This is a genomic window from Paenibacillus sp. FSL R5-0345, from assembly GCF_000758585.1.
Taxonomy (GTDB): Bacteria; Bacillota; Bacilli; order Paenibacillales; family Paenibacillaceae; genus Paenibacillus_AQ.
In genome coordinates this window covers 6,178,343-6,203,564 of sequence record NZ_CP009281.1, presented here as the reverse complement: position 1 = coordinate 6,203,564, position 25,222 = coordinate 6,178,343, and the positions used below count along the sequence as shown (strand labels likewise).

The 25,222-nt window shown below is 37.1% G+C and carries 19 protein-coding genes; 16 read left to right on the top strand and 3 right to left on the bottom strand.

The window, feature by feature from the left end; translation table 11 throughout:
- Positions 1-103 precede the first annotated feature (103 nt).
- Both R50345_RS27490 and galU read left to right on the top strand, forming a co-directional pair.
- Positions 104-2,626, top strand: a complete 2,523-nt coding sequence (locus tag R50345_RS27490; protein ID WP_042131277.1) for a U32 family peptidase — start codon at positions 104-106, stop codon at positions 2,624-2,626.
- A gap of 313 nt (positions 2,627-2,939) precedes the next feature.
- Complete coding sequence (gene galU, locus R50345_RS27485; protein WP_042131276.1) at positions 2,940-3,827, top strand: UTP--glucose-1-phosphate uridylyltransferase GalU; 888 nt, start codon at positions 2,940-2,942, stop codon at positions 3,825-3,827.
- A 72-nt stretch (positions 3,828-3,899) separates the two neighbouring features.
- Here the strand turns inward: galU and R50345_RS27480 are convergent, their stop codons facing one another.
- The 3 genes from R50345_RS27480 to rfbA all read right to left on the bottom strand — a co-directional run bounded on the left by R50345_RS27480 (position 3,900) and on the right by rfbA (position 8,325).
- Positions 3,900-6,653: an O-antigen ligase family protein gene (locus tag R50345_RS27480; protein ID WP_042131275.1), complete on the bottom strand. Its 2,754-nt coding sequence runs from the start codon at positions 6,651-6,653 to the stop codon at positions 3,900-3,902.
- Positions 6,654-6,861: 208 nt separating this feature from the next.
- Positions 6,862-7,425, bottom strand: coding sequence for a dTDP-4-dehydrorhamnose 3,5-epimerase (gene rfbC, locus R50345_RS27475; protein ID WP_042131274.1), 564 nt, complete (start codon positions 7,423-7,425; stop codon positions 6,862-6,864).
- A 21-nt stretch (positions 7,426-7,446) separates the two neighbouring features.
- Positions 7,447-8,325, bottom strand: a complete 879-nt coding sequence (gene rfbA, locus R50345_RS27470; RefSeq protein WP_042131273.1) for a glucose-1-phosphate thymidylyltransferase RfbA — start codon at positions 8,323-8,325, stop codon at positions 7,447-7,449.
- A gap of 622 nt (positions 8,326-8,947) precedes the next feature.
- On the opposite strand from rfbA, the gene R50345_RS27465 reads away from it, so the two are divergent.
- The 14 genes from R50345_RS27465 (at position 8,948) to R50345_RS27400 (ending at position 25,139) form a co-directional block, all read left to right on the top strand.
- Entirely contained in the window at positions 8,948-9,817 is an 870-nt protein-coding gene (locus R50345_RS27465; protein WP_042131272.1) for a hypothetical protein, read from the top strand.
- Positions 9,818-9,821: 4 nt separating this feature from the next.
- A complete protein-coding gene (locus tag R50345_RS27460; RefSeq protein WP_042131271.1) occupies positions 9,822-10,622 on the top strand; it encodes an ABC transporter permease in 801 nt (266 codons plus the stop codon).
- An 11-nt stretch (positions 10,623-10,633) separates the two neighbouring features.
- On the top strand, positions 10,634-11,944 hold the full coding sequence (locus R50345_RS27455) for an ABC transporter ATP-binding protein (protein WP_042131270.1): 1,311 nt from the start codon (positions 10,634-10,636) through the stop codon (positions 11,942-11,944).
- A 21-nt stretch (positions 11,945-11,965) separates the two neighbouring features.
- Positions 11,966-13,189 carry a class I SAM-dependent methyltransferase gene (locus tag R50345_RS30540; protein WP_052414755.1) on the top strand — a complete coding sequence of 408 codons (1,224 nt, stop codon included), beginning with the start codon at positions 11,966-11,968 and terminating at the stop codon, positions 13,187-13,189.
- A gap of 176 nt (positions 13,190-13,365) precedes the next feature.
- Positions 13,366-14,670 carry a glycosyltransferase WbsX family protein gene (locus tag R50345_RS27445; RefSeq protein WP_052414754.1) on the top strand — a complete coding sequence of 435 codons (1,305 nt, stop codon included), beginning with the start codon at positions 13,366-13,368 and terminating at the stop codon, positions 14,668-14,670.
- A gap of 6 nt (positions 14,671-14,676) precedes the next feature.
- Complete coding sequence (locus tag R50345_RS27440) at positions 14,677-16,350, top strand: rhamnan synthesis F family protein (protein ID WP_042131269.1); 1,674 nt, start codon at positions 14,677-14,679, stop codon at positions 16,348-16,350.
- Between the two features lie 213 nt (positions 16,351-16,563).
- Positions 16,564-18,597, top strand: a complete 2,034-nt coding sequence (locus R50345_RS27435; protein WP_042131268.1) for a DUF2142 domain-containing protein — start codon at positions 16,564-16,566, stop codon at positions 18,595-18,597.
- A 54-nt stretch (positions 18,598-18,651) separates the two neighbouring features.
- Positions 18,652-19,353 (top strand): glycosyltransferase family 2 protein, encoded by a 702-nt coding sequence (locus tag R50345_RS27430; protein WP_042131267.1) that lies wholly within the window; start codon positions 18,652-18,654, stop codon positions 19,351-19,353.
- A 12-nt stretch (positions 19,354-19,365) separates the two neighbouring features.
- Positions 19,366-19,773, top strand: a complete 408-nt coding sequence (locus R50345_RS27425) for a DUF2304 domain-containing protein (protein ID WP_042131266.1) — start codon at positions 19,366-19,368, stop codon at positions 19,771-19,773.
- Complete coding sequence (locus R50345_RS27420; protein ID WP_081389837.1) at positions 19,730-20,716, top strand: lysylphosphatidylglycerol synthase transmembrane domain-containing protein; 987 nt, start codon at positions 19,730-19,732, stop codon at positions 20,714-20,716. Before R50345_RS27425 ends, R50345_RS27420 begins: the two co-directional genes overlap by 44 nt.
- Positions 20,709-21,719 (top strand): glycosyltransferase family 2 protein, encoded by a 1,011-nt coding sequence (locus tag R50345_RS27415; protein ID WP_042131264.1) that lies wholly within the window; start codon positions 20,709-20,711, stop codon positions 21,717-21,719. Before R50345_RS27420 ends, R50345_RS27415 begins: the two co-directional genes overlap by 8 nt.
- A gap of 290 nt (positions 21,720-22,009) precedes the next feature.
- Positions 22,010-23,032, top strand: coding sequence for a dTDP-glucose 4,6-dehydratase (gene rfbB, locus R50345_RS27410; protein WP_042131263.1), 1,023 nt, complete (start codon positions 22,010-22,012; stop codon positions 23,030-23,032).
- 8 nt (positions 23,033-23,040) lie between these two features.
- Positions 23,041-23,904, top strand: coding sequence for a dTDP-4-dehydrorhamnose reductase (gene rfbD, locus R50345_RS27405; protein WP_042132523.1), 864 nt, complete (start codon positions 23,041-23,043; stop codon positions 23,902-23,904).
- Positions 23,905-24,116: 212 nt separating this feature from the next.
- A complete protein-coding gene (locus R50345_RS27400; protein WP_042131262.1) occupies positions 24,117-25,139 on the top strand; it encodes a glycosyltransferase family 2 protein in 1,023 nt (340 codons plus the stop codon).
- Positions 25,140-25,222: the final 83 nt, after the last annotated feature.

The following is a 25,222-nucleotide window of genomic DNA, read 5'->3' as shown; positions in this document are numbered from 1 at the left end:
ATAAATGTTGGTAAACACATGGCGCTGTGATGTGATATTTGATACAATTATCAAGTTAATCAACTAGAAATGACCCGCCACCTGGCGGTTTGGGAGGATATAAATGAAAGAGCAACAAATACGCAGAGAAGACGTGGAGCTATTGGCACCTGCAGGTGACTGGGACTGCATGCGTGCGGCGGTAGCGAACGGAGCGGATGCTATCTTTTTTGGCGTAGAGAAGTTTAATGCACGGGCGAGAGCGAATAACTTTCGCATGGACGAGCTGACGGAAATTATGGCGTTTTTGCATAGCTATGGTGTGAAGGGTTTCCTGACCTTTAATATACTGGTTTTTGAAAATGAATTGTCTGATGCGAAAGAACTGATTGACGCTTGTGTAGATGCTGGCGTGGACGCGGTGATTGTACAGGATTTAGGTTTGGTCAAAATGATCCGTGAAATCTCACCGGATTTCCCGATTCATGGTTCGACACAAATGACGATCACTTCACCGGAAGCGGTTGAGTTTACTAAGCCTTTCAGTTTGGAACGCGTGGTACTCGGTCGTGAGAACAATCTGAAGCAAATTAAGACGATTGGGGAACAAGCCCGTCTGCCGATGGAAGTATTCGTGCACGGAGCCTTATGTGTCTCTTATTCGGGTCAATGTCTAACTTCAGAAATGTGGGGTGGACGTTCCGCCAACCGTGGAGAATGTGCTCAAGCTTGCCGTCTGCCTTATGATCTGATGGTGGATGGAGAAGTTAAACCAATGGGTGATGTGACTTATTTGCTCTCCCCTAAGGATTTGGCAGCAATTGATCTTATGCCTGAGCTGATCGAGGCGGGTGTAACTTCTTTCAAAATCGAAGGCCGCCTCAAGAGTCCGGAATACGTTGCGAATGTAGTTAGTAAGTACCGTAAGGCAATTGATCGGTATTTTGATGGCGATCTGTCTAAACCATCGAAGGAAGAAGTTCGTGAACTGCAACAGAGCTTCTCCCGCGGTTTCACACATGGTTTCCTTGACGGAACAAACAATAAGAAGCTCGTAGACGGCACTTTCCCGAAAAGCCGTGGTGTATATCTTGGAACGGTTGAACAAATTCTTCGTGATGGCGTTGTCTGCCGTATTCATGCACCGCTGAAGCGTGGCGATGGCATCGTGTTTGATGCAGGGGATCCGACGAAAAAAGAAGAAGGTGGACGCGTATACGATCTTCGTCGTAAAGGCGTGAAACTCGAAGGCGAAGCCGGGGAAGGCTGGATCGTCGACATCGTAGCCGGTCGTAACGATGTGGACCTGCGTCGTCTAAATGTCGGTGACCGCATTTGGAAAACGAATGACCCTGCGCTAGACAAGGCGCTGCGTCAGACTTATGAAACCGAGAAGCCATACCGGGTATTCCCGGTACATGTGCGAGTGCAGGGCTGCGTAGGAGAGAAGCTGACCACATGGTGGACGGATGTTCAGAAGAACGTTACCGTCCGTGTGGACTCGGAGCTCGCGTTGGAAGCGGCGCAAAAGCGTCCGATGGATGCCGCGCTGCTGGAAGAACAATTCGGCCGTCTGGGCGGGACCGTGTTCCAGCTTGACGCGCTAGAGTCGCATCTGCAAGGCGACGTGATCGTCCCTATGCGCGAGCTGAACAGCATCCGCCGCCAAGCGGTGGAGCTGCTTGCGGGCGAGCGCCCGAAACCGCCCGTGTACGTGAAACGGGCGATCGAGGTCTATGGCGACGCTACCCGCAGGGGCGTCGCTCCGCAGCGCGCTGGTGAAGCGGAGCTCACCGCGCTGTGCCGCAGCCTGCCGCAGGTGCAGGCTGCGCTCGAGGCCGGCGTGAGAAACATCTACGCCGACTTCGAGTTTATTAAGCAGTTCCCGGCAGCGGTAGATGCTGTACGGGCTGCAGGGGCCAGCATCGCGCTGGCCACGCCGCGCATTCATATGCCGGGTGAGAACGGCTACCACGCCAATATTCTGCGCTTGCAGCCGGATGCCGTGTTAGTACGCAACACAGGCGCGCTGTATTATTACTTGCGCCGCCGCCAGGAACAACCGGATGCTGTGCATCCTCGCTTGATTGGCGATTTCTCACTGAATATCGCCAATCATAAGGCAGTGGATCTGTTCCTTGAGGCAGGCTGTGACATGGTAACACCATCCTATGACTTGAACATTCAACAGATGGTCGATCTGCTTGAGCACAGCGACACTTCTCGTATGGAGATTGTAATCCATCAGCATTTGCCGATGTTCCACACAGAGCACTGTGTATACTGTACCTTCATGAGTGAAGGCACAGACTATACGAACTGTGGCCGTCCGTGTGAAGAGCATCGTGCTTCCCTGCAAGACCGTATTGGAATGTCCCATCCAGTTCGTGTGGATGAAGGCTGCCGCAATACCGTCTATAATGCTGTTGAGCAGTCCGGTGCGGAGTATTTGAACAATTTCCGTGATCTAGGTGTATCCTCGTACCGAGTGGAGTTCCTGGAAGAGACACCAGAGCAAGTGGCTGAGGTAATTAGCCTATACAGCCGCGCACTTCGTGGCGAAATCTCTGGTACGCAGGTATGGAAGAGCTTGAAGGCTACCAACCAGCTTGGGGTTACTCGGGGACAATTGGTTAACGCGAAGTAATAAAGGTTAAAGAAACAGGGCTAGGTGACTACCAGTAGATACTGGTGTTGCTTGGCCCTTTTTTATAGAAATAATCTCGTCCTTATCATGATTTGCATATACTAGATAGTGTATCGTGAGAGTCAGCAAAGGGTTTAATCTTGTATAACATCTAAAATAATTCCCCACTTTCATGTTTGATTGGAATTGATATACAAATATAACAAACTATCTGACATTAATCTGCTATAACTGCTATAATTAAAGGAAATATGCCATTTTACTATACAGAGTATTTTAGATGGAAGAGTAACCGACAGAAGGAGTTAATGTGATGAAGATCCGTAAAGCCATTATCCCCGCTGCAGGTCTTGGTACCCGTTTTTTGCCTGCAACCAAAGCAATGCCTAAAGAAATGCTGCCGATAGTAGATAAACCGACGATCCAATATATTGTCGAAGAAGCCGTTGCTTCCGGAATCGAGGATATTATTATCGTGACGGGGAAAGGTAAACGGGCGATTGAAGACCACTTTGATAACTCTTTTGAACTAGAGTTTAATTTAGCAGAGAAGCAGAAGTGGGAACTTCTTGAGTCCGTTCGCAAATCCTCTGAAATGGCTGATATCCATTACATTCGCCAAAAAGAGCCAAGAGGTCTTGGACACGCGATTTGGTGTGCGCGTAAATTTATTGGAAACGAGCCGTTTGCAGTACTGCTGGGTGATGATATTGTTGAGTCGGAGAAACCCTGTCTCAAACAAATGATGGAAGTATATGAACAGTACAAATCCTCTATTGTGGGTGTCCAACCTGTGCCTTGGGAAGAAGTTTCCCGCTATGGATTGGTGGATGGAACTGAGTTGGCTGAGCGGGTCTATAAGGCCAATCGCCTTGTAGAGAAGCCGAAGAGAGAAGATGCTCCTTCTAATTTAGCAATTCTAGGGCGATATATCCTGACTCCACGCATCTTTGATATGCTTGGTGAGCAGCAGGTAGGTGTAGGTGGAGAAATTCAACTGACGGATGCCATCTCTCGTCTAAGTGAAGTGGAGCGGATTATTGCTTATGACTTTGAAGGTAAACGCCATGATGTAGGTGAGAAGATGGGCTTCATTCAGACCACTATTCATTATGCACTTCAGCATGAAGAGCTTAAAGATGACTTACTTCGTTATATGAAAGAGCTTGTAGATAGTGAAGTTGCTAAGGCTGGGCTTTAAATAGAACTCATATCATTGAAAAAAGCGCGCCGCTGTAATTACAGCGGCACGCTTTTTTGATTTCTTTCTGTTTTAGAATTGTGAATTTGCGATGGCCTCGATTTGTGCTGCTTCCGCAGGATCAGCTGCGATCAGTGAATTGTATATCGCCTGATCTTCGCCACCAGTTTTCGTCAATGCAGCAAGGTACCAACGCGCAATTTCACGATTCGTTGCATCTGCGAAATCTTGGCTTATGGCTGGTTTCAAGATGGAGACTGCATTTTGTAGTTGTCCAGACATATAATGAATTTTCCCTACCTTCAGTTTCACATCTGGAGTAAGAGTCTTGGAAAGTTCATTATCCGCAAGTACATGATTGTAGGCCAAAAGCCCAACGGCAAAGCCAGCTTTCATATTTTCTAATCTATCTTCATTATCTTGTTGTGCGTAAGCCGCTTGTCCTAAATCAAAAGAACGGCTGATGAGTGAACTGTACCAATCAATATTCCATGGAGTTTCACTATTCATAATATCCGTGTAATTAGCATCTGAACTAAGCTTCAGAGTTGTCTTTGCTGCATCTTCTTGCCCAGATAATAGCTGCATTTTTCCGACGTTCAAAGCCATTGCTGGTGTTACTGAGAAAGGACGCCCTTGCAATTGTTCTGGTGGAAGAGTCTTCAAATGTTCTATACCAGTGAGAACATGATCATAGGCTTCTTGAGCTTCATTGAAATACGCTTGTTTTTTTGTCTCATCCTTTTGGTTAAGGGCTTGCTGACCTAATGCAAAGGAACGGCTGATGAGAATATCATACCAACTAATATCCCAGTTGAACTTATCAGCATTATCACGGTAAACACCGTATGCAAGATCATTTTGACCTTTTAGGTCATAATAGGTTACTAACTGAGTTAAAATATTTTTGTTGTATGGTTCGTCCTCTAGTGCTCGAGTCAGTACACTATAAGCCTCATTTAGAAATTGTTCATCCTGATTCTGCTTAAAAACTTGTAGATCTAACGAGGATAGGTATAAGACTGATTCTGGATGACCTGGACGTGTTTTTAAAGCCTCAGTTAATGGTTTCTTAATTTCCTCGTAAGAATTACTAACCCCGATTAGATTTTTACCCTTTAGGGCTGCGTTACTGGAACCAATATAGCTAATCGAGAGGAATATCAAGAATACAGTTCCTACTGTAAGAACAGCGGAATATCCAAGCCGAAAACCAGTTTTATTCCAACTTTTACGTAGCTGTTTACTATCCATGACAACTGCCATGCCTGCCAGTCCAAGGAAGACGAGTATTCCCATAAAGGCATAACTCATATTGAAATCTAGTAGACTGTGCACAAGAATAGATAGAGCAATAATGAGATAGAAGAAGCCATTCTCAAAATCATTTTTATCCCGTTTCACATACCCTCGGATATATTTATAGAAAATATACAAAATGAATCCCATAAATACGATGAAACCAAGGATCCCAACTTCTATTAAATATTGTAAAAAGAAGTTATGCACCTGTCGGCTAGTGTAAGGGTTGTTTTGATAGTGCTCATATAATGAGGACCATCCACCACCACCAGCACCAAGAATCGGATAATCCTTAACTACCTTCATGGCATCTTTATAAAAAGTAATCCGCTCAAGAACACTATGTTGCTGGAAATTGATGTTCTCAAGACGAGTTGCCATATTGCTAGGTAAGATATTTTTTGCGCTTGTACCTATTAGTAGGAAAGCTACAATTCCAACGAGTGCAACAGAACCAAGTGGGATCCATAGACCTGTTAGTTTACGTGACGACCAATTACTGAGTTTTTTCTCCAGCCAAGGGGCGACAAACCTCTGAATGACCCAAGATACTACAGCTACAGCGATTGAAGCTCCAAGCAGGTATCCCCAGCCTTTCAAGGCGCCAGCAGAAGTGAAGTTCGTATTTAATTCTAATCCTAGGTTAGTCACAGGAGTCGTTATCACCAACGAAACAATACCGGCCACACCAAGATGTATAATCCAAAGGATTTGCTGTGCAGGTTTTAAGAATAAGAGCAGTAATATAAATACAACAGGAAGTAATACTAGACCACCGCGGGATAAAGTTAATAAGATCGAAACAATGATGGGAACTAACATAAAGCTATGTGTTAGTGTTCCGTACCATTTTTTAGAACGAATAAGCGCGAATACAGCTACAAATAAAAAAGCCATTAAGAAGGCCGCGTAGGTATTTGCATATTGGAAGATCGAAGTCAGACGAAGTCCATTAGAGTCCGTCATTACTGCATCTAAGTAAATATTATTTCTTACGGTGTTTGAGAACCAACCCACTAGAGCTCCCGCTAGTTTGTTACTCCCCAACCAATTTAGTAGTCCAAACCCTACTATGAAATAAGCAATTGCTAGAATGGCATTTTGAATGACAACATTTACTTGCTTTTGCTTCAAGAGATAAAAGGCTATAATGAAGACTGCTACATACATGCTCTGAACAAACAACATATTCATCGCCATATAATGCGAAACTGCGACAAACAATGATAGAGCATAAGTAAGAGGTAGTAATATTGAAGCTGAAGCTAATAAATCCCTCTGTTCATCTAGTTTGAATTTTTTGAAGTATAAGCCAACGCAGACTAGCAGCAAAAGTCCACTTACTAGTGCTGACACATATATAGGCTTCTCGAAGTCTAACTGCTGTCCGTTAAATAATCCCACTTGAAATGGGGCCCAACATAAAAATAAAATAAAAGCAACAACCAAGGCCCATATCGGACTTGCTGTCTTTTCAACATTTCTCGACTGAGCGGCGTTTTTACCGTATACTGGTTTCGACACGTTATAATCTCCTTTTCCTGTAGGTACGACAATATTTTAGCATAAATGTATTTACAGAGTCTTCTCTATTTATTGCGTTATATCGTAAAAGTTTACTCAGTATTTTAATGAATGTAAATATTTGGCCTGAGACCTTTAGATCATAGGGATCTAAAGGTCTCAGGCCAATAGTTTGTAATCTCGTATGTGTTTTTCTAGTTTTTTGCATTTATTCTGAATAAGTGAAGTTTAAGACGGCATCTGCTAAAAGTGGTGCCTTCTCGTCTTTAGCTGATAGTACAGGAATAACAACATCCAACGGCCACTTGATGTCTATTGAAGGATCGTTCCATAGAATTCCCCCGTCACACTCAGGTGAATATAATTCGTCAACTTTATATTGGACTTCAACATCTTCGACCAAGGTCATAAATCCATGAGCAAATCCTTTGGGAATGAGTAATTGTTTTTTGTTTTCAGCACTTAGTTCAATTCCAAACCATTGGCTGTAAGTCGGGCTTCCTTTGCGTAAATCGACAGCTACATCAAATATTGAACCTCGTGTACACCGAACTAGTTTAGTTTGAGCTTTTGTGTTCAACTGATAATGAAGTCCACGAAGAGTCCCTTTAGTGGCAGAATACGATTGATTATCTTGGACAAAGTCAAAAGAGATCCCTTGTTCTTTGAACTTTTTCTCACTATATGTCTCCATGAACCAACCCCGATGATCACCGAATATTGCTGGTTCAACAATTAGAACGCCAGGCAATGTTGTTTCTGTAAATTTCATTCCATCCACACTCTCTATAGTTTAGTATTGAATTTTTCCGGTTGCGACTTTAATGAGATATTGGCCATATCCGGTTTTACTTAACTTATGTCCACAATTCAAGAGATGTTCTTTTGTGATCCATCCATTGATATATGCGATCTCCTCGGGAGCTGCGATTTTGATACCTTGGTGTTCTTCAATTGTTCTTACAAAATTAGTAGCATCGACTAAACTTTGATGAGTTCCAGTATCCAGCCATGTAAATCCTCGACCTAAAAGCTCTACATCCAACTCTCCTAGTTTAAGGTATTCTTCATTTACTGAGGTAATCTCTAGTTCTCCTCTTGAGGAGGGTTTTACATTTTTTGCGATCTGCACAACGCGATTATCGTAAAAATAGAGACCTGTTATCGCATAATTAGATTTAGGGTTCTCAGGTTTTTCCTCTACACTTAGAACTTTACCGTTCTCATTAAACTCTACAACACCGAATCGCTCTGGGTCCTGCACATGATAGCCGAAAACGGTAGCTCCTTTTCCCTTATCAGAAGCTCGTTTTAGCATTTTTCGAATTCCGTTTCCATAATAGATATTGTCACCTAGAATCATAGCAACGGAGTCATCTCCAATAAATGTCTCTCCTAGAATAAAGGCCTGGGCTAAGCCGTCCGGATTCGGCTGAACAATGTATTTTAGTGAAATTCCGAATTGCGAACCATCACCTAGTAGATCTGAAAATCTCGGTGTATCTTCAGGGGTGGAAATAATTAAGATATCTCTTATCCCTGCAAGCATTAAGGTAGATAATGGATAGTAAATCATTGGCTTGTCGTAAATTGGAAGCAATTGTTTACTTGTAACCATGGTTAAGGGGTATAAGCGTGTACCGCTACCACCTGCTAAGATAATACCTTTCATTCTTAACTCAACTCTCCCTAAGTAATTTGATGTTAATATTATTATTAATGAAATGGGTAGTTTGTTGTTTGAGGAACTGAAACGTATTTATAATATTTCATTTACCCATTAGTAATTTTACTCTAATTATTTCTGACCTGTCCATTTTATTGCCAAAATAGCTTTTTTAGAAATTAGGGTTTGGCTGGAGAAAACAACCTTACTCTAACATATATTTGTTGACCCATAGTCTAATATGATAACATAGATATGTTTTGTAGATGTAGTTAATTGTAAAAAATACCGGTTTTATGGGGAAGTCTTCAAAGTTGTTGCTATGCTTGAACGTTTGGTGGCAGATTCGTATAACGTTAAATAATCCCACTTGAAACCTAGGCCATTTTAAAAATAGAATAAAGTCAAGAATTAACACCTGAAATGATATTGAACATCATTCAACATTTCTCGACTGCGAGCTTTTTTTACCGTATACTGGATTCGACAACGTTATTACCTTTTCCCATAGTTATGAGAACTAGAACATGCTCAAAAATAAAAAAAATGGGATGCTCTTTAATACATTCCTTAAAAATATAAAAAAATTATCATGTTGTAAAATTGAGAGGAAGAGAAGGATTATAGTATGAAAAATGGAAAAATATTATTAATTGTATTGTTTTTAGGATTATTTTCGCTGATATATTACGAGATTACTCATGTATATGGAACTTCCGCTAATCAAATTATTTCTTTGCCTAAACAGGATAAGAATATAAATGCTGGTATTGATAAATCTGATGTGAGAAAGACGAAGTTTAAAAAACTGATAGATATAGAAGGATGGGCGTACATTAATAATATTGGAGCCGATCAACAAAATGTATTTATAGTTTTGACTTCTGAAAACAATCAATATATATATAATACAGAAAAAGTCTTCCGAGGAGATCTGCCCAGCGCACTTAATGACCAAGAAAACAATATAGAGAATGCTGGATTTAAAGGTTTAATTGATACGAGTGATATAGTAGCTGGATCATATCAAATAGGCTTTTATATTGAAAATGGATCGCGTAAGGAATTTTCTTTGTCCGGTATTGCTGTAGTGAAAAATAATAGCAAAATAGATTTTAAAGAAAATTTGAGTAATACAGTTGATTTAATATTAGATAAAGCGAAAGATAAGGTCCAGGTTAATATTGAAGAAGTGAAAAAAGAAAATGGCATCTTTAAGGTAAAAGGCTGGGGATTTTTAGAAAATGGGTCTCCTGAAACTTCTCAAACTTATATAGTTTTAAAAAGGGGGGAGAGTTTATTTGTATTTGATACGCAACTACAGATCCGTAAGGATGTGACAGCAAACTTTGGCGGTAAAACTGATTTGGATCGTAGTGGGTTTTTAGCGAAGATAGGTGAAGAAAGTATTGGAAAAGGTAAATTCCAAATTGGAATCTATATAAAAAATGGTCCTCTGACTGGTTTATATTGGTCAAAAGAAAGTATAGGTGAGTAGAATAATGTTTAGTGTAAGAAGGTTTTCGGGAGAAATGTATAATAGTAGGAAAATGATCACATCTTTAGCTACGAATGATTTTAAAATGAAGTATGCAGGATCTTACTTAGGCATAGTATGGGCATTTATACAGCCGATTGTTACCATCTTAGTATATTGGGCTGTTTTCCAGGTTGGGTTTCGCTCAGGTCAAGTGGAAAAGGTTCCGTTTATTCTATGGTTGATGTCAGGGCTAATTCCTTGGTTTTTTCATTACGAAGCTATGACAAGCGCTACAAATTGCTTCTTTGAATATAGTTACTTAGTGAAAAAAGTCTTATTTAAAATAAGTATTCTACCTATTGTAAAAATACTATCAGCATTTTTTGTTCACATCTTTTTCGTAGCAGTTATGCTGCTGATATTTGCGATTTACGGGGTATATCCTACTGTATATTCGCTTCAGTTAATTTATTATATGGGGTGCCTTGTAGCGATAACCATAGCTTTGAGTTATATAACATCTTCAATAGTTGTTTTTGTTAAAGATTTTGGGCAAATAGTTGGGATAGTACTACAATTTGGAATATGGGTTACTCCAATTATGTGGAATTATAAAATGGTATCTGAAAACTGGCGGTGGGTTTTTAAAATTAATCCTATATACTATGTTGTCGAAGGATACAGAGATGCCATGTTCAATCATGTTTGGTTTTGGGAAAAAGGAAACGAAACATTATGGTTTTGGAATTTGACGCTGATTTACTTTGTAATAGGATTTATAGTATTTAAAAAGTTGAAGATGCATTTTTCGGATGTATTGTGAGGAGTTTCAATATGAACAATATCTCGATTAATATTAAAAATGTCAATAAAGTTTATAAGTTGTATGATAAGCCAATCGATAGATTAAAAGAATCATTAAGTTTTTCTAAAAAAAGTTATCATAGGGATTTTCACGCTTTAAGGGATATATCATTTGAAGTAAAAAAGGGAGAAACCGTAGGGATTATCGGAAAAAATGGATCAGGTAAATCAACTTTATTGAAAATAATTACTGGGGTTTTATCTCCATCTTCTGGAGAAGTTACTGTTAACGGTAGAATCTCAGCATTACTAGAATTAGGTGCAGGTTTTAATCTTGAGTATACGGGAATACAGAATATTTACTTAAATGGAACGATGATGGGATATTCAAATGAAGAGATAGAGAAGAAAATCCCGGCAATAATTGAATTTGCTGATATTGGTGATTTTATTAACCAACCTGTAAAAACTTACTCTAGTGGAATGTTCGCAAGACTAGCATTTGCAGTTGCCATTAATGTCGAGCCTGACATATTAATAGTTGATGAAGCATTAAGTGTGGGGGATATTTTTTTTCAAAATAAATGTTTTAAAAAGTTTGATGAACTTAAAGAGAAAAACACAACAATAATTTTTGTTTCACATGATATTGGCAGTATAAGGCAGATGTGTAGTAGAGTTTTGTGGTTAGATTCATCAACACAAATTACCTATGACGATAAAGAAGTGGTTTGTGCGCAATACCTTAACAAAAGATTTTCTGAAAATAACGAAATGAACAGTAAATTAATTGACCAGTTCGAATATAAGAGTATTAAATTAAATGAAGCGGATACTCAATTAGTTAGTTTTCCAAAAATTGTCCCAAAGGAAAATAGCGTTTTTTCAGATAGTATTGAAATGCTCTCCTTTTTTATTACTGAGAGTAATGGTAAAATCACTGAGGAATTGGAAGTCGATAATACTTACAGTTGTCATATTGTTGCTAATTTGAAAGAAGATTTAGATCATTTGATCGCAGGGTTCGTATGGGAAAGTAATAGAGGTGTCTCTTTATTTGCTATTAACACGTATATGGAGAATAGTGTTAATTTTAATGCTAGAAAAGGTGAAGTTATTGAAATAATTTTTGAATTTAAATTACCTAGAATAATGAAAGGTGATTATCTGTTAAGCCCAGCAATAGCACAAGGAACTCAAGATAATCATGTTACTCTTACCTGGCTGACAAATGTGAAAAAAGTAGAAGTTAGCAATTCAAGTTATAATCTTTCACTAGTTGAAATTGAAGCTAATTCGACTTTATATAAGCACAAAAGCGAACATGTAGTTTTTGAATAATGTAAAAGGGAGTGTCATTTCATGGAATTTACTGGAGAGAGATTTGTTCTCGGAAAAGCAGATGGGGAAATTGAAACGGAACATTTGCATAGATATAACGCAGTTCTTGAGCTGGCCAGTGGTAAAAATGTGCTGGATATCGCATGCGGTGAAGGATTTGGTACGGCCATTTTAGCTAGAAAGGCAGCAAGTGTCTGGGGGGTTGACATTAGTGATGAAGCTATCGCTTATGCTAGGCAGAAGTATGAAAAATATAACTTGAAATACAAGCAGGGATCAGTCGAATCTTTAGATTTTGATGATGATCTTTTTGATATGATAGTTTCATTTGAAACGATAGAACATGTTGATGAATTGGTACAAGATAAATTTTTGAAAGAAGCAAGTCGGGTATTAAAAAAGAATGGGATTTTGGTAATATCAACTCCAGATAAATATTTATATACAGATTTGCCGAATCACAGAAATCCATACCACATAAAGGAATTTTACTATTCGGAATACAAAGATTTTTTGGAGAAAAACTTCAAATATGTTGACTTTTATAACCAGAATGTTGGGAATTACGGTTTGATTGTGAAACGTAATGATAACTTAAGAGAAGGTATTAAGTTAATAAACGGTGAAGATTCATTAAAAGAAGGTAGATTTATAATTGCAATATGTAGTAATGAAGAAATATCGAAGGATATTTCCATTAATTCGATATATGAGAATAAAACAAAAAAAGAAGTCGTTGTAAGTGATGAAGAAGATTTCTTACAGCTTTATTGGGAGGGTGAATCTAAAGGGTTTACAGAGTCAAACTCTATAAAGGCTACATGCAAATATAGTGGTGATTTCCAAACACTTTGTTTTACTATTCCAAGTCGTTCTGACGGAAAAATAAGGCTGGATTTAGGCAATAAGCCAGGTAGCATTCAACTAAAAAAAGAAATGATCTTCAAAAATGGGGATGGAGTGTCTCTTAATAAAATACGTATATCCGATTCTATAGGTTTGGTGCAATTACAGGATAATAATGAAACAATGGGCTTCATCTCTATGTCAAATGACCCGCAATTATTATTGGAAAACTCAATTGAAGAAAGCCAAGGTAATACATCGATTTATATCGATGTTAAAATTAGAGATTTTGATTACGGTGTTTGCCTGGATGAAATTAATAGTTATTTACTTAACTTGCGGGGTTCATCAGATCAAAGCGGTGAAATTAATCATGCCGAGAATCCAACTATGGATTAATGTAGACTTTTTGAGTTCACCAGAGTGACCACGGGGGATTTAGTTCTTCAGTGATCATTCTTTATTGTTTTTTAACTATACTTTGAGACGATTAACGAAATGCTTTATTATTTTGTTTTTAGGCACTTCGTTGTGCTTTAATATGAATTTAAAATTACAGTTTACCGGAGGATTAAATGAGTAAAGTAAAACCAATAGCATTTTATTTACCTCAATATCATCATGTGAAAGAAAATTCTGAATGGTGGGGAAAGGGTTTTACGGAATGGACAAATGTTGCAAAAGCAAAACCCAATTTTCCTGATCACTATCAACCTCATGTCCCTAAGGACTTAGGATTTTATGATCTAAGCAATGTAGAAGTGATGAGAGAACAAGCAAAAATGGCTGAGTTGTATGGAGTTTTCGGATTTTGCTTTTATTTTTACTGGTTTAATGGTAGAAGGATACTTGAAAAACCACTTGATCAATATTTCAATTCAAATATAGATTTTCCATTTTGCTTTTGTTGGGCTAATGAAAATTGGACACGTACTTGGGACGGATTGGATAAAGAGGTGCTCTTAGAACAAAATCATACTCCTGAAGATGATCGAGATCTGATTAGATACTTAATTCCTATATTTAAAGATGATCGCTATATCAAAGTTGACGGTAAACCAATGTTTATAGTCTATAGAGTGGATTTATTCCCGGACATCAAAAACACTACACGTATTTGGAGAGAAGAAGCGAAGAAGGCTGGTTTTGAAGATATTCATTTGGCTGCTGTACAGTTTTATGGCATAGATGATCCCACAGAATGGGGCTTCGATTCAGCGATTGAGTTCCCTCCACACAAGTTTTTCACTCCTGAGAACAGACCATCGAACATGCCAAGTATTACCAATCCTGATTTTTCTGGTGGTATAGTAGATTATCCTAAGGTTGTTGCGCAGGCAATTCAGGCTAAGTCTAAAGAGTATACGTGGTATAGGGGGATTCTTCCGTCATGGGACAATACAGCGCGGAGGCAAAACAATCCGCATGCGATAATCAATTCTACTCCAGCCCTTTATAGATACTGGTTTAGGTATATTGTTGAATATTCTGAAAGTACTCATTCAGAGAACAATCAGTTTATATTTATTAATGCATGGAATGAATGGGGAGAAGGCTGTCACCTTGAGCCTGATCTAAAGTACGGACATGCTTATCTTGAAGCGACTTCTAAAGCCTTACAAAAACAAGACTTTGAATTGAATGAAGTTACTGAACTTGCAACCCTTACTGATAGTGAAATGAAGGCTTTCACTGAGGAATATAACAAAGTTATTAATTTGTCTGTTTTTTATGCGAATGAAAATAGAATTCTAAGTTTAAAACTGCAAAATGAAACGGCTTGGAAATATTTCACTAAAAACAAGATAAAACATAGATTAAGTAGATATCCTAGGTTATTTAATATTGCCAAATCTGTATACTCAAGAATTAGGAGGTAATATTGATTGAAAAGAATTGCTGTTTTAGCACATTATGATAAAGATGCGAAGTTGTCTTCAAATACATTAAAGCTCATAGCACATCTTGAAACGGTCTGTGATCGTATAATAATGGTCTCTACAAACTTACTTTCTGATGAGCTGAAGTTGCTGTCTCCGAAAGTGGAATGTTATGTTAGAGGCAATTTAGGATATGATTTCTATAGTTACAAATATGGAATAGGGAAGATTGAGAATATATATATCTATGATGAACTAATCTTAATCAATGATAGCTTTTTTATAGCTTCATCATTTGATATTAATAAGATTTTAGGAATAGTAGACGAAAGTATTTATGATATATGCGGTTTGGTTGATTCATACCAGTTCCATTACCATGTACAAAGTTTTTTTGTTGTTCTGAAGAAAGAGGCTTTAGTAAGTGTATGGTTCGAAAATTTTTGGAATAATGTACAAATACTTGATAAAAAAGTGGACATCATTTTTAAGTACGAAATAGGAATGTCTCAAAGTGCATTGAGTCATTCTTTGTTAGTAGGTTCTTGTTTTCAATGGTCGTTTAGTAGTTATATCCATGCTTTAAATAATAGTTATAAAAAGAAAAATTGGAAATTGATTTTTCTCAGTTTATTTAGTTATAAGTATCTAAGAGAAGGAAATGCCTGTCATTTATTATGGAAAGATATTTATGATCAATTTTCTATTTGTAAATGGGAAGTTATTCGTGATTATCCTGAAGTGCTCAAACATATTGAAAGAAATGGAGAAAATGAAGTCCTCGAAGTGAAAGATTATTTGAGTAATAAAGCTCCTTTCTATAAAAATAAAAAAATAGATGACATATTAATTAATACAAGTTCTAATCCAACTCAAGTATACTTTTCTGCGGAAAATTTATTAAGTCGAGTTGCTAATAATAAAAATAAGACCGCAGTAATTGTTCATTTGTTTTATTTGGAGTTATTAGATGAAATAATTTCTTATTTAAGATCTATTCCTGTCAAGTTTGATCTGTATATATCAGTAGTGACTCTATCTGCAGCGTTTGAAGTGGAGCAAAAACTCAAAAGATTTACAAATGCAAATGTATACGTCTATTGTGTTGAGAATAAGGGAAGAGATGTAGCGCCATTTATATCATTACTTAACACCAGTATTTTAGATAGATACACTAGTGTTTGTAAAATTCATTCCAAGAAAAGTTTATATAGCGACCAAGGAACTAATTGGAGACAACGAATATACGATGAGCTATTAGGTAATACAACTAGAGTTTTGTCTATATTGGATAGATTTGAAAAGGATCCTTATATGGGATTAATCGGTCCGGAACAATCATATTTGATTAATGAAGAATTCTGGGGAGCGAATAAAGATAAGGTTCAAGAGCTTTGTCTAAAAGTCGGAATAGAGAAAGAAAATGTTGTTTTGGGATTTTTTGCTGGTACTATGTTCTGGTTTAATCCAAGAGCCATTATTTCTATAAAAGAATTACGGATTACTATTGATGATTTTGATTCGGAAAAGGGCTTACAAGATGGAACATTAGCTCATGCAATTGAAAGAGTGTTTGTATTATTTGCTAGACACCATAATTATAAAATTTCAACTGTTGAATATTTAGAAACAGAATTAGAAGATGAGAATTATAATAATCGGAAAATTCCAGTACTATAAGTTATTTAATGATAAAAATTCAACTACCAGTATGTTAACCAAGTTATGCTCTAATTTCTTAATAATTAGGTGGAAATAAGGTATAAAAGAAGAATTATTCGAGCTACAGTTTCAAAATGAACTTTTAGGAATTTTATCAAATGAAATAAGTCATGGCGAATAGGTGCTCCTTATAAGATATCTGAAAATAACTTGAAGTGGGGATTTCTTCCGATGGAGACATTTGTTCATAGAAAAGAACTATGGAATTTTCTTTCAAAAAGGCTCTTTATTATTCTTTTCATTCTCATTTCCGCAATATATTTTTCAATTGTGATTTTTGAACATAAAGATTTTTTTATAACCATCTCTCAGGATAAAAAAATGATTATAAGTCAAGAAAACTCAGGAGATATTATTGGGGAAATACAAGATGGGACGTTGATTAAACAGAAATTTGAAGTGAATGATAAAACTAATTTAGAAATTGCTATACCGTTTGGGACTTTTGAAAGAATAAACACTGGAGAACTCATTTTTGATATTAAAGAGAATGGTCAATTATTGCATCAAGAAATTCTTGATGTTTCTAGTCTTTCTGATGGACAAAATATTACTATGAAAATTCCAAACAGTGATCAGAAATATAGAAAATTAGAATTTTTAATCAGTAGTAAAGGATTGTATGAAGGTAACTCCGTTACTTTGTGGAAAAGCAGAGACAATAACGTAGGCTATTTAACAGTCAATGACCAGGAACAACAAGGAAGTATATACTTCAATTTATCGGGAATAAGTACGAAAGCACTCATGAGTGCAAAGAGCTTTTATCTATTACTGGTAGCTTTCACAGTTTTTTTTATAGCTATAATCATTGTTGTAATTAGATTAAGGGATAATATAGCAAAGGTTTTCGTGGTTCTGTCATTATCGATTGGGATCATTATGGTGTTTTTATTTCCTCCATTTGATCATTTGGATGAGTTAGAACATTATTATAGAGCCTATGAAGTTTCTGAAGGAAAGTTCATTAATCAAACAGTAGATGGACAAATAGGAAACTATATTCCATACAGTTTAATTTCAACAGTGGACAAGGTTAGATACATTCATCAAACTGGATTTCAATATAAAATAGTAGACGAAGCTTTTTCTATGAAATTAAATCCAGATGAGCGGACTTTCTATAGAAACTATGCGTCTATATATTCTCCAGTCCTTTACATACCTCAAGCATTAGGTATCATTGTGTCGAGGGTTTTTAACGCAGCCCCTATTACTATGCTTTATTTAGGTAGACTATTTAATTTTCTTGCTTATATAAGCATTATCTATTTTTCACTAAAGATAGTACCTTTTAAAAAGATGCTTATTCTGATTATAGCGTTGTTGCCAATGTCTCTTATTCAAGCATCATCCCTATCAGCTGATGCTGTTATAATTGCTTCCTCTATATTATTTATTTCTATAATACTTAAACTAACCTATACGAAGGAAGTATCCAAAATAACTACTAAGGATATTTGTTTACTAGTGCTGGTTGGAATGTTTATGTCAATATCAAAACCAGTTTATGTTCCACTATTACTTCTTATTTTTATCATACCGTATCAGAAGTTTGGGGCAAAAAAAAATTATTTTAAAAAGATATTTTTAATACTAACTTGTTGCACACTGCCCATGATTATTTGGAATCTTATGAGTTTAACGAATATTGCTGTTCCCGATCTCCGAGGAGGAGAAAGTGTTTCGCCAAGTGATCAAGTACATTTTGTTTTAACTCATCCATTTCGTTATATTAAAGTTATATTTGATACATTTTTGAATCTTGGAAGTCAACAATTTTTGGCTATGCTTGGTAAGACAGTGACCAACTATGGATATGGGTTATCACCGGTTCTTATTTTTGGGTTTATTTTTTTGTTGTTCTTTATGGCTATACCGAATAGGAGCTATTTAGAAGAAGAAAGAATGCAAGTAAAAGTTAGTCAGAAAATTATTTTTATGGCAATCATATCCTGTGTGCTTGTTTTAACGTATACTGCTTTATATACAGGTTTCACGCCAGTTGGAGGTTCCATTATTAATGGTATACAAGGTAGATATTTTCTTCCTGTATCCCCCTTGTTTTTCTTATTGTTTGCTTCTAGCAGCGTTATTATCAAAGATAAAAAGATTGATAAATATTTAATGATGTCTTTATGTGTTCTATTGTTTTCACTATTGCTTAATTATATTTTAAAAGTCAATGGAGTTATCCCTTTTTAAAATCATTCAATGAATTGATAATTTAAAAAAATATGTTATAAGGAGTAAAATTCAATGAAAGTACTTGGGATAATTCCATGTTTTAATGAAGAGGAGAATATTGAATCTTTAATTAAAGAGTTATCTGATTATTCTGATATTTTAGATTTTGTAATTATTAATGACTATTCGACTGATTTGACCTCTGTCATCTGCGACAAGAACAATGCCAATGTTATAAATCTTCCGTGTAATTTAGGTATCGGAGGCGCAGTTCAGACGGGATATATCTATGCAAAAAAGAATAATTATGACATAGCTATTCAGATTGATGGTGATGGGCAACATAACCCTGCCTATATTAAAAGTTTAATAGAACCCATAGTGAAAGATGGACTTGATTTCGTGATCGGCTCAAGATTTATTGAAAAGGAAGGGTTTCAATCTTCTATTACAAGAAGAGTTGGAATTATTTATTTTTCTGGCTTATTAAAGCTACTTGCAAAACGAAAAGTAAGCGACCCTACTTCAGGATTTAGAGCATGTAACAAGAAAGTGATAGATTTTTTTGCTAATAGCTATCCAACAGATTATCCTGAACCGGAGTCAATAATGGCTCTTAGTAGAAATGGATACAAAATAGCAGAAATACCTGTCCAAATGAGAGAGCGTAATGGGGGAACATCATCTATTAAATCGCTAAAGTCAATTTATTATATGATAAAAGTTACTCTGGCTATCATTATAGACTTTACTAGAAAACATCAAGTTACATAAGGATGGGGTTATATGTTTCCTTTTAAATTACAGATCTCTCTTATTTTATTATGTTTGATCTTACTCTTTCTTTTAATTAATATGATTAAAAGGTACGAGCTACAATTAAGATATGCGCTTCTTTGGATTTTGGTTGTAATTATTATGCTAGTTATTTCAGTGATTCCGCAAATTGCGTTTTATTTTACAGGTATATTTGGTTTTCAAGCACCTTCGAATTTCGTGTTTTTAGTGGGGATTCTCTCTGGACTAGTTATTATTTTCAGTCTGACGGTATCAATTTCAAAATCATCAATAAAAGTACGCCAAATGTCTCAAGAAATTGGATTGATGAAACAAGAATTAAATAACATGAAAATCAACATGCATAAATTAGATGAAGAAAACTCAACGGAGAGAAGAATGGTGCGAGGTGAATAAGAAGAAGATTCTATATATCGTATTGGGGGCAATAGTTTTTCTATTACTCTTAGTGTTTTTTAACAATAGATTTAACGATATAAACTATATGTATTTTATAGTAAGTATCCTTGTATACTCTGTTGTACTTTTTTTGAGGTCTTTTAAACTTAATAAAATAATGAAAGTTTATACGAACATAAGCTTCAAGGAAACTGTTTCATTAACGGCTTCTAGTCAGTTAATGGGTGCTTTTATCCCAGGACGAGCTGGGGAAATTCTAGTATCAGCTTATCTGAAGCTTAAGTACACAGTTGATATATCGAAAATTCTACCTATTTTATTCCTAGATAAAATTATAGAATTATTTTGTGTCTTGTTATACTCATTATGTGCAGTTTTTGTAATAAGTGAAGGATTGCTTTCTTTTTTAAATGATAGTTTTACAGGGATTAAGGATAATTATCTACTGATATCTATTGTTATGATATTTGTACTTTTTTCGTTATTAATAGTATATAAAATTTTAGGTCCAAAACTAAAGAAAGTACTATTAAATATAAAACAAAGCCTGCTAATTCCCATTAAGAATCCAAAGTTAGGTATTATAATTATTGTGACATCCTTGCTCACCATTATTACTGAATATTTTTATTTATATTTTATTTTTCATGCGTTTAATATTGAAATTACAATAGCAAAAGTAATTCTTGTACACTCTTTAGGTATGATTGTTGGTGTCTTAAGTATGATACCGGGAGGTCAGGGTAGTACTGAAGTAACAATGTTGGCAGTATTGCATTTTTGGGGTTACACAACACTTAGTGTGATCACTCCGATCTTGGCGAGTAAGTTCTTAACATACTTTATATTGGCAATGTATGCTTTACCCCTTCTCCCCTATAGTGTATCTGTTCTAAAACAAAGGAAACACAGTGTTAGAAAGAAGGTGAATAATGAATAGGTTGATATCTGTCATTATAGTCAATTTCAATGGCGCGGATTATATAGGTGATTGTCTGGATTCATTAATTAATCAGACTTACAATAATTTTGAAATTATTGTATTAGATAATAACTCTACTGATAATTCAATTGATATCATCCGAGAATATCCCTCGGTTCATTTGATTAAGTCCGAAAAGAACCATGGCTTTGCTAAAGGCAACAATCTAGCGATAAAAGAGGCGAAAGGAGAATATATCGCATTATTAAATAATGATGCGACTGCTAAAGCCTCTTGGTTAGAACAGATGGCCAATGCGCTTGATCAAAATGAGGAACTCGGGAGTTGTGGGTGCAAGATTATCTCCTATTTCGATCAGCAACTTCTTGATTCAACGGGTCTTTTAATTAATGTATCAGGAATGTCTCGAACCCGAGGTAGGAATGAAAGTGTTCAAAAATACGATGTTTCAGAACATATTCTAATTCCTAGCGGATGTGCTGCTTTGTATAGAAAAAAAGCACTTGATGAAGTTGGACTATTTGACGAAGACTTTTTTTGTTATTGCGAAGATACTGATTTAGGCTTCCGTCTTCAACTTGCAGGATGGAAATGTCTTTATGTAAGTGAAGCAATTGTTTATCACCGATATTCTTCATCAGCGGGAAAGTATTCGCTTTTTAAAACGTATTTAATTGAACGCAACCATTATTGGTTTGTTATTAAGAACTATCCAGCCTCTTTGATACTAATGAATCCAATATATACATTAAGACTATATCTATTCCAAATCTATAGTATGTATAAAGAAAAGGGTGCGACTAACGAGTTGATGAATAATTACTCTAAGAGGAAATTAGCTTTAACTATACTGAGAGCACATAGGGATGTCTGGAGCAAGTTCTTTGTAATGATGAAAAAAAGATCTGACATTAATAAATTAAAAAAAGTGGATAATAGACTAATTAAAGAGTGGTTTAAACAGTATCATATATCGTTTTCGGATCTGTTTAAATCTTAATTATTCTACGAACGTAACTAAATAGATAATAATATAGGGGTAAGTCCTTAAGTATACTGAAGCACTTATGGACATTGCATTCGAGCACCCAAGTATTTATAAGGTGTATGAATTTTATTCCCTTAAGAATACTTTTGGAATATTATAAAGTGATTCGATCCTTGATGTTGATTAACCTGTTTCGAATCTGATATTATCGGATAAAGATCAGTGCCACCCGTAATGAAGGATGCTGAACTTAATTTCGAATTATAAACACAACATTTATTTGAATAAAAGGTGGGCTATAAATGAAGCTTCTAATCACCGGCGGAGCCGGATTTATCGGCAGCAACTTTGTATTATACATGCTGCAACAACATCCTGATTACCAAATCGTTAACGTAGACGCGTTGACGTATGCAGGTAATTTGGAGAATTTGAAATCAATTGAAAATCATCCGAACCACAAGTTCGTAAAAGCAGACATTACAGATGTACAGGCAATGGATGCTTTGTTTAGCCAAGGTGTGGATGTGGTGGTGAATTTTGCTGCTGAATCGCATGTGGATCGGAGTATTTTGGAGCCGGAAGTGTTTGTGAAGACGAATGTGCTTGGAACACAAGTGCTTTTGGATGCGGCGAAAAAATACAGTGTTACTAAGTTCGTTCAAGTTTCTACGGATGAGGTGTACGGATCACTTGGAGCAACTGGGTTGTTTACTGAAGAAACCCCTCTGACTCCGAACAGTCCTTATTCTGCAAGTAAAGCAGGTGGAGATTTGCTTGTTCGTGCATACCATGAAACATTTGGTCTGCCAGTGAACATTACCCGCTGCTCAAACAATTATGGTCCGTATCAATTCCCTGAAAAACTAATTCCGTTGATGATCTCTCGCGCACTTGCGGACCAAGCGTTGCCTGTTTATGGCGATGGGATGAATATCCGCGACTGGTTGTATGTTGAGGATCATTGCAGCGCGATTGATTTAGTCATTCATGAGGGTGTGAATGGCGAAGTTTACAACATTGGTGGTAATAACGAGCGTACGAATGTGCATATTGTAAACACGGTATTGCAGGAACTAGGCAAACCTGATTCACTGATTACTTACGTTCAAGACCGTCCTGGTCATGATCGTCGCTATGGTATAGATCCAACTAAGATTATGAACGAACTGGGATGGAAGCCGAAACATACGTTTGAAACAGGTATTAAAGAAACCATCCAATGGTATCTCAATAACCGCGAGTGGTGGACTCGTATTCAATCTGGGGAATACCAGAAGTACGCTGAATTACAATATGGCGATCGTTTGGGAGAATCTCTATAATGGCTCAACTGAAGGTACTTGTTACAGGAGCGGCCGGACAATTGGGTCAGGACGTAGTTTTACTACTCCAGCATCAAGGTCACCAAGTGATGGGCTGCGACCGTCAAGAGATGGATATCACCGATCTGGATCAGTGTATCCGGGTTATTGGTGAGTATGGACCGGATGCTGTCATTCACTGTGCTGCACACACGGCTGTGGACGCGGCAGAAAGTGATATTGATGCTGCTTATTTAATTAATGCGACTGGAAGTCGAAACGTAGCGATAGCTTCTGAAAAAGCTGGGGCTAAGCTGGTATATATCAGTACAGATTATGTATTTGATGGTTTAGGATCACAGCCTTACCATGAGTATGATAATACTGATCCTAAGAGTATATACGGTAAATCGAAACGTGCGGGTGAAGTGCTCGTTCAATCTCTTTCCTCTAAGTATTTTATCGTACGCACATCATGGGTGTATGGTAAATACGGAAATAATTTTGTCAAAACAATGCTAAAGCTTGGCCAAGAAAAGCCAATGCTTCAAGTTGTAGATGACCAAAAAGGTTCGCCTACCTATACAGTCGATTTAGCTCGATTCTTGCTTGAGCTTATTCAAACTGAGAAGTATGGTGTATACCATGCTTCAAATAGCGACTCTTGCACTTGGTTTGAATTTACACAGGCGATCTTTGCGGAGGCTGAGGATATTCTGGGCCTGAAATTTACTGCCAAGCTTGAACCATGTGCTACAGAACAGTTCCCACGCCCTGCACCACGTCCTCGTAATTCGGTAATGGAGCATTTATCGATACGTACAAACGGTTTTCGGGATATTCGACCTTGGCGTGAGGGACTAAGAGATTTCCTTCTGGAGCTAAAAGAATAGCATAACTACAATGGAGACTCCCAAATCGTTCATAACGATGCGGGAGTTTTTTTGTTGAATACAAGAATTTATAAGTTTCACTAATATCCTTATATTTCTACGAGAAATGTTTATCATTTTTAAAAGACGACAACATCGTTTCTTCTTGATTCTTTCGCTATAATAAGAAGGGAGTAATTAGTTAATAAGAAATTACGAAGTCGAGGATACTCATGAATAACAAAACAGTAAGTGTACATATCGTCACCTACAACAGCGCGGATGACATTATAGATTGCTTAGAGGCAGTAATGGCACAGGATTATCCTATTGAGAAAATTGTCGTTGTAGACAATGCATCTTCTGATGGTTGTGCTGAGAGAGTGAGCACTTTTCGCAGCACAATCCCTAAAGCTTCTCTAACTCATTCACTTGAGGGTATTGATCTGCCAAATATACCAAAGAACGAGGAAATATTCACCAACTTAGTACTCATCCAAAACCAAAACAACACAGGCTTCGCCCCAGCCCATAATCAGGCCATTGCCGCGACTGATACGGATTACGTGCTCGTTCTTAACCCTGACCTAACGCTGGCTCCTGACTATGTTTCTAGACTCATTGCACACATGGAAGCCAACCCGCAGATCGGCAGCGCGACAGGCAAGCTTTTGCTTAAGGGTGATCATAGGCTGGTAGACAGCACAGGTCTCCGTATGAACAGAGCACGGCGTGCGTTTGATCGCGGTGCAGGTGAGCCAGCTGATCAATGGACACAGTCGGGTCCGATATTCGGTGTATCTGGGGCGGCTGCGATGTATTCTCGGCGGATGATCGATGATATAAGTGTTGATGGTGAATTTTTTGATGCTGACTTTTTCGCGTATAAGGAAGATGTGGATGTGGCTTGGAGAGGCCAGTTATTCGGCTGGCAGGGGTATTATGATGCTGAAGCGGTTGGGTATCACGAACGTGGCTGGAAAACATCTGGTCGTAATACCAAGCCGATGTTTATCCGACGAATATCTTACATTAACCGCTACAAAATGATCTACAAGAATGAACCTGCTCTAACTATCTTGAAAACAATCTTCATTTCTCTTCCCTATGAAATTGCAGCTCAAGGCTATATGCTGCTTAGAGAGCCACAGTTAATTACAGCATGGAATTCCTTTTTCTCTCAGCGCCCTGCATTAAAAAAGAAGCGGGAGTATATACAAGCCGCGATAAAAGAGAGAAAACAACACAAAAACTAAACCGAAACTGGAAAAACCTCCCTGAAACGTCACCTCCTCTCAGGGAGGTTTTATGTTATAATAATTGTCGGTAGATTACTATA

Bases quoted from the DNA above. Each gene is read 5' to 3' on its own strand.
- R50345_RS27415 (WP_042131264.1), top strand. From the start codon at position 20,709: ATGAATAGGTTGATATCTGTCATTATAGTCAATTTCAATGGCGCGGAT.
- R50345_RS27460 (WP_042131271.1), top strand. From the start codon at position 9,822: ATGTTTAGTGTAAGAAGGTTTTCGGGAGAAATGTATAATAGTAGGAAA.
- R50345_RS27455 (WP_042131270.1), top strand. From the start codon at position 10,634: ATGAACAATATCTCGATTAATATTAAAAATGTCAATAAAGTTTATAAG.
- R50345_RS27400 (WP_042131262.1), top strand. From the start codon at position 24,117: ATGAATAACAAAACAGTAAGTGTACATATCGTCACCTACAACAGCGCG.
- R50345_RS27435 (WP_042131268.1), top strand. From the start codon at position 16,564: ATGGAGACATTTGTTCATAGAAAAGAACTATGGAATTTTCTTTCAAAA.
- R50345_RS27490 (WP_042131277.1), top strand. From the start codon at position 104: ATGAAAGAGCAACAAATACGCAGAGAAGACGTGGAGCTATTGGCACCT.
- rfbA (WP_042131273.1), bottom strand. From the start codon at position 8,325: ATGAAAGGTATTATCTTAGCAGGTGGTAGCGGTACACGCTTATACCCC.
- R50345_RS30540 (WP_052414755.1), top strand. From the start codon at position 11,966: ATGGAATTTACTGGAGAGAGATTTGTTCTCGGAAAAGCAGATGGGGAA.
- R50345_RS27420 (WP_081389837.1), top strand. From the start codon at position 19,730: ATGAAGAAAACTCAACGGAGAGAAGAATGGTGCGAGGTGAATAAGAAG.
- R50345_RS27425 (WP_042131266.1), top strand. From the start codon at position 19,366: ATGTTTCCTTTTAAATTACAGATCTCTCTTATTTTATTATGTTTGATC.
- galU (WP_042131276.1), top strand. From the start codon at position 2,940: ATGAAGATCCGTAAAGCCATTATCCCCGCTGCAGGTCTTGGTACCCGT.
- R50345_RS27445 (WP_052414754.1), top strand. From the start codon at position 13,366: ATGAGTAAAGTAAAACCAATAGCATTTTATTTACCTCAATATCATCAT.
- R50345_RS27465 (WP_042131272.1), top strand. From the start codon at position 8,948: ATGAAAAATGGAAAAATATTATTAATTGTATTGTTTTTAGGATTATTT.
- rfbC (WP_042131274.1), bottom strand. From the start codon at position 7,425: ATGAAATTTACAGAAACAACATTGCCTGGCGTTCTAATTGTTGAACCA.
- rfbB (WP_042131263.1), top strand. From the start codon at position 22,010: ATGAAGCTTCTAATCACCGGCGGAGCCGGATTTATCGGCAGCAACTTT.
- R50345_RS27430 (WP_042131267.1), top strand. From the start codon at position 18,652: ATGAAAGTACTTGGGATAATTCCATGTTTTAATGAAGAGGAGAATATT.